Source organism: Aminobacter sp. P4_H6_2, from assembly GCF_056400805.1.
In genome coordinates this window covers 1-4899 of the sequence record NZ_JBFUKO010000404.1, presented here as the reverse complement: position 1 = coordinate 4899, position 4899 = coordinate 1, and the positions used below count along the sequence as shown (strand labels likewise).

At 63.3% G+C, this 4899-nt stretch carries 2 protein-coding genes and 1 pseudogene; 1 reads left to right on the top strand and 2 read right to left on the bottom strand.

Translation table 11 applies throughout. The features are described 5' to 3' along the window. Nucleotides 1-160: pseudogene (locus AC1DUU_RS22870) on the top strand (EamA family transporter); the annotation flags it as partial. A gap of 146 nt (nt 161-306) precedes the next feature. Here AC1DUU_RS22870 and AC1DUU_RS22865 read toward each other — a convergent pair. Continuing rightward, entirely contained in the window at nt 307-3963 is a 3657-nt protein-coding gene (locus tag AC1DUU_RS22865; RefSeq protein WP_476785677.1) for an autotransporter outer membrane beta-barrel domain-containing protein, read from the bottom strand. Beyond that, the gene (locus AC1DUU_RS22860) at nt 3851-4468 is read right to left on the bottom strand and encodes a hypothetical protein (protein ID WP_476785676.1); all 618 of its coding nucleotides are present in this window, start codon (nt 4466-4468) and stop codon (nt 3851-3853) included. Before AC1DUU_RS22860 ends, AC1DUU_RS22865 begins: the two co-directional genes overlap by 113 nt. Between the last annotated feature and the right edge of the window lie 431 nt (nt 4469-4899).

Sequence of the window (4899 nt, the reverse complement as noted above, 5' to 3'; positions counted from 1 at the left end):
TTCAGGCGGCAAGGTCGGCATCGTGTCGACACTTTCGGCAACTACGCCGGTGATCATCCTGCCGATGCTTTGGGCGAAGACCGGCGAGCGACCCGCCGGCGGCGCCTGGGCGGGCTCGGCACTCGTGGTCGCCGGAATGGCGCTGATCTTTATGCGCTGAGGGAGCCTGCGCAGGTGGGGGCCGGGAACGTAAGGCGAAGCCAAGCGTTAATGTCCTGGAGCGCGCTTCGTTGATGTACACACACAACCGCGCTCCCGATAGGGCCTGCCGCGATCCCCTCCCGGCAGGCCTTTTCTCTGCCCCCCTTACCACTTGATCCTAAAGCCGGCAGTGCCGGCAAGCGCGTAGCTGTCGCCGAAGTTCTCCAGCGAACTGTTGACCGAGACCTCGCCATAAACCGAATATTTGTCGTCGTTCCAGTTGTAGGAGCCGCCAAGGCCAAGCCCGCCCCATAGCTTGTCGGGACGCGTTTCGAAGCCGGCGCCCGAGACATCGACCTGGGTGGCGTCGAGGAACTGATAGTACAGATTGGCGATGCCATAGAGATGGCTGCGCCTTGTCTTGCCCGCCTCGTCCTTCCAGTTCTGGTCGTGGTCGGCCGAGATGCCGAGCCGTCCAATCAGGGAACCGCCGCTGCCGAGCGAGACATTGGCGCCGAAGACATCGGCGAAACTGGAGAAGTCGACATTGGCATAGGCAAGCTGGGCCTGCGGGGTCAGCGTCCAGGTGTCGTTGAGGTCGAACTTCTTGCCGGTTTCCACCGACAGCGCATAACCAAAGCCGCCATTGCCATCGACAAGGGTCGGCGTGGCAAGGCCCCGCGCCTTCGAGGTCAGGTCGCTGTTGAACCAGGTCAGCTGCGCCTGGCCATCGACATAAAAGCCGTTCTGGTCGTACCAGGTCAGCGTGCCGCCGAAACCACCACCTGTCGTGTTGATGTCGCCATCGCCGAAGAACGAGGTGACGTCGCTCGAGGCCTGGCCCAAATGCACGGTGATGCCGCCGATCAGTCTGGAGCCGTCCTCGGCCTCATGCAGCAGACCGTCGAGGCCAGCCTGCAGCTTCCACACATTGGTGTCGTAGTCGGTAGCAGAAGTGGTGACGGCCGGTTCGATGCTGGCATGGCTGCCCTCGATGCGGCCCCAGATCGCCCGCTGGTCCTCGATCAGGGCACGATTACCGTCGGCAGCGCCGGCATAATATTGCGCCTGCGCACCGGTGACGGGGCACTGGAAGTTCTGCGACGCGTCCTTGCAGAACACCGTCTCGGGTGCCGGAGCCGGCTCGCTCCAGTAGCGGTTGCCGACACGCTGTTGCAGCGTGGGTACGGTGTTGAGGGCCAGAAGGTGCTGTGGATAGACCTCGTAGAGCGGCACGCCAGGCGAATAGCGCGGCGGCGGATTCGGCCCCGGGACCAGTGCCGAACGAAGATACCAGTTGTTGTCGGTGACATCAGCGCCGACACCGCCATAGTGAAGCGTGTAGGCAAAGGCACCACCGACCACCGCTGGCTGGCCGTCCTTGGTGATGTAGTTCCCAGCCAGCGTGAAGGCGGTGGATTCGGATGTCGCGCCATTGATGGTGTCGACGACCAGGATGCCATTGGCGACGGTGAGCGCGCCGGGTCCGGTGGTGTTCTTGACGATGAGCGTGGTGTCGCCCGTCGTCGTACCGCCATCGACGATCAGAATATCCGATGGCGCGCCATCAGCACCGAGATAGGTGTTGAGCCCGATCTGGCCGCCTTCGCCGACATAGTTGACGACCGTCAGCGTCTTGTAGCTCGCAAGCAACGTCGGGTCGCCGGTCGGCGGCGTGTACTGGATAAGGCTCGGGTCGTTGAGCAGATTGGTGAGATTGGAATTGCCCGTCATGATCCAGAGACTGTCGTTCAGCATCGTGACATTGGACACGCTGCCGGGCGCAGTGAAGGCCGAACCGATGACCGCCGAACTGTCCAGCAGCACGTTGGCGAGGCCTGGAACGATAACAGGCGCCTGAGGTGCCGGAGGGCTCGCTGGCGGTGGAACTTCGGGTTCATCCGGGTCCAGGATCGGATCGGGAATGCCAAACAGCGGCACCTCTCGCACAAGTTCCGGGAAATCACTGGCAGTCGCGACGCGCAGCCATTCGCCGCTGCCCGAGGCCATGGATCTGGTCAGCGTGACGTTGCCTACACCGCCCACGCCGATCGTGGGACCACTCACATTGGTGAGCGTGCTGGTAGTGAAATTTGCTGTCGAAACGGGGGCGTGCGTACCGGTCACATAGAGCGCCGACGCAAGCCCGCCTTTCGCGGTGACTGTCGAGTCTATGCCGACGATCAGCCCGCCGGCTTCAGCGACGGAACCGTGCGCATGCAGGCCGGTGGCGAGAACCGAAGTCTGCATCATGGTGACCGAGGTCGGATTGTCGCGGGACAGCGCGCCATGAGCGCCAATGCCCTCGGTCAAGACGGTGCTTCGGTTGGCGATCACCGCCGCTTCGCCGCGGCCTGTGACAGGGCTACCATAGTCCGCGAGCGTTGCCCGCAAACCGACTGCTCCTTCACCATGGGTCGTGATAGCGGTATCGTTGACCGTGAGCGTGGCCTTCGGGACCGGCACGTCGTTGCGCGCCTGCGCGGCAGCGCCATGTGCGAATTGGCCGGAGGTCTCCAATGTCACGCCATTCGCCGTCAGGTTCGCGGGAAACTGCGCGCCGACCTGTTCGGTGATCGAGTACAGTCCGATGCTCCGGAACCCCAGCGTCGTGATCGAATTTCCGCTTAGAAGCATCGTGCCGCCATCGTCGGCGACCGCACCCATCGCGGTGATGCCGGTGGTCAAGATGGTCGTGCCCGTTGAGGAGAGAACGCCGCCTGGATTTCGCGCACCGAGCGCATGCGGGAAAGACGCTTGCCGGACCGCGTCACCGTGGGTCGTCACCGAGCCGCCAATCAGGGTGATCAGGGAGTTGCCGTCCGCAAGCACGCCCATGGCATTGTCGTTGCCCGTGGTCGTGACCACGACGTTGGTGGCTGTAATCGTTGCGTTGCCGGTATGAATGCCGGGCGAGTCTCGCCCTGCCGTAGAGACGGATCCGCCGCTCATCTTGGCGGTGGCGCCGTTGCCTGCGCGCAATCCGTAGCCGATCGACGCCGCCGGTGTATTGGCCGCGATGGTCGTATTGGTCAGGTCGATCGAGGAGCCGGGGTCCAGCAGGACGACTGCACTGAAACCCATCGACGTGAGGCTGCTGTTCGTGACGGTTGCCTGACCGCCATTGAAAATGAAGGCCGCGTTCGCGCGGGTGCCGGCCGCCGAGACGGTGGAGTTCGAAATGGTCGCAGTTGAGCCCGCGTCCTGAACCGAGAACCCCATTCCGCGTTGCCCGGTCCCCGTCAGCGTGCTGCCGCTGATCTGGAGCGAGCCGCCGGACATGGCGCGCGCCGCCGAGGTCGGATCAGTGTCGGCCGCGGACGTGCCGCTGGTGGTGAGATTACTGTTTGTCAGCGAGATCGCGCCGCCCGCTTCGGCACGCACCGCACTCGTGAACGTGCCTGAGGTGTTCACCGTGACAGTGTTGCCGTTGATCTGGCTGCCGACCCCCAGCGCATACAAACCGTGGCTGCCGATCGAGGGGTTGCCGCCGCTCGGGGCCTGCCCGGCACCGGTGGTCGTGACCTGAGCATTGGTGAGATTGGCGGCGCCGCCAGCCTCAGCCCGCACGCCGTTGGCGATCGCGCCCGATGTGGTCACACCGATATTGGTGCCGTTGATGACGTTGTTGTTGCCCGTCGCGTACAAGGCGTGGCTGCCGATCAGCGTCCCAACGGTCGCAGCGCCTGTGGTCGCGACCTGAGCGGCGCTACCGAGCGTCACCACCCCGCCGGCTTCCGCCTGGACGCCGAAAGAGCCTCTCGACAGCGTTGATATCGATCCGCCCGAAAAGCTGATCTGACTGTTGGCACCGGTCGCCACCAGAGCGTGATTGCTGACGCCGGTTGCTCCGCCCAAGCATCTGGATCGACGTATTGGCCAGGCTGAGGGCCGCGCCGCCTTCGGCAGTCGCCCCGGTCATATTGCTCGCGGCCGTCGTGCCATTGGGCGGTCCCATGGTAATTGAGGAGCCGGCCGCGTTGATCGTGCTGCCCGCTCCGGTCGCGCGCAAGCCGAACTGTCCCGCGGAATTTGCGGTGATTGTCGACGTCGTGTGAAGCGTACTGCCGTTGAAGAAGATGGTGCTACCCGACTGAGCCAAAGCGCCAGTGGTCGTGGCGGCAGCGAGGTTCACCGTGATGCCGTTTCCGATGATCTGCCCGAGCGCGCCGGAGGCATTCAGCCCGATGGCATTGGCAGGAGTGACCGTGATGGTCGTGCCAGGAGTTACCGTGCATGTCGTGCCATTGGCGACTGCTGGAGTTGGGCAAGTCTGGGCAAAGGCCGCCACCGGAAAGCCGAGTATGGCTGCTGCGACGATGGCCATGCGTAGACTCGCAGGGGGCACACGCACTTCGAATGCAATTGAATTGGACGTTTTTGTAGCTTTCTCCCAAGACCATGCTTGGGGCAAAACCATACCATCCAAGGGAACATCTCCGTTAACGCCGCCCCACATCAGCGTGCGCGTATATTCGGCCTCACGCAAGTATTCGGGCGCGTGGGATTTCATATTGATGGATGGATGTTGCTTTTAGGCACTTGCTAACAAGTGCCAAACCAAGCCGTGCCGGTTGATTCAGGCTTTCGATTGAGAGTCCAAGCCCATTGCATCGGATCGCGTCGGCCCTGCAGCCGCGAAACACGCTAGGACCGAGAATCATCTCGGACGCGCGGCATCGAATCGCGCCGCCTATGGTGGGGGCCGGCCAGTTCCCGACCTAACGCAATCGCATCCTGAAGGTTGGTGGTGTACTT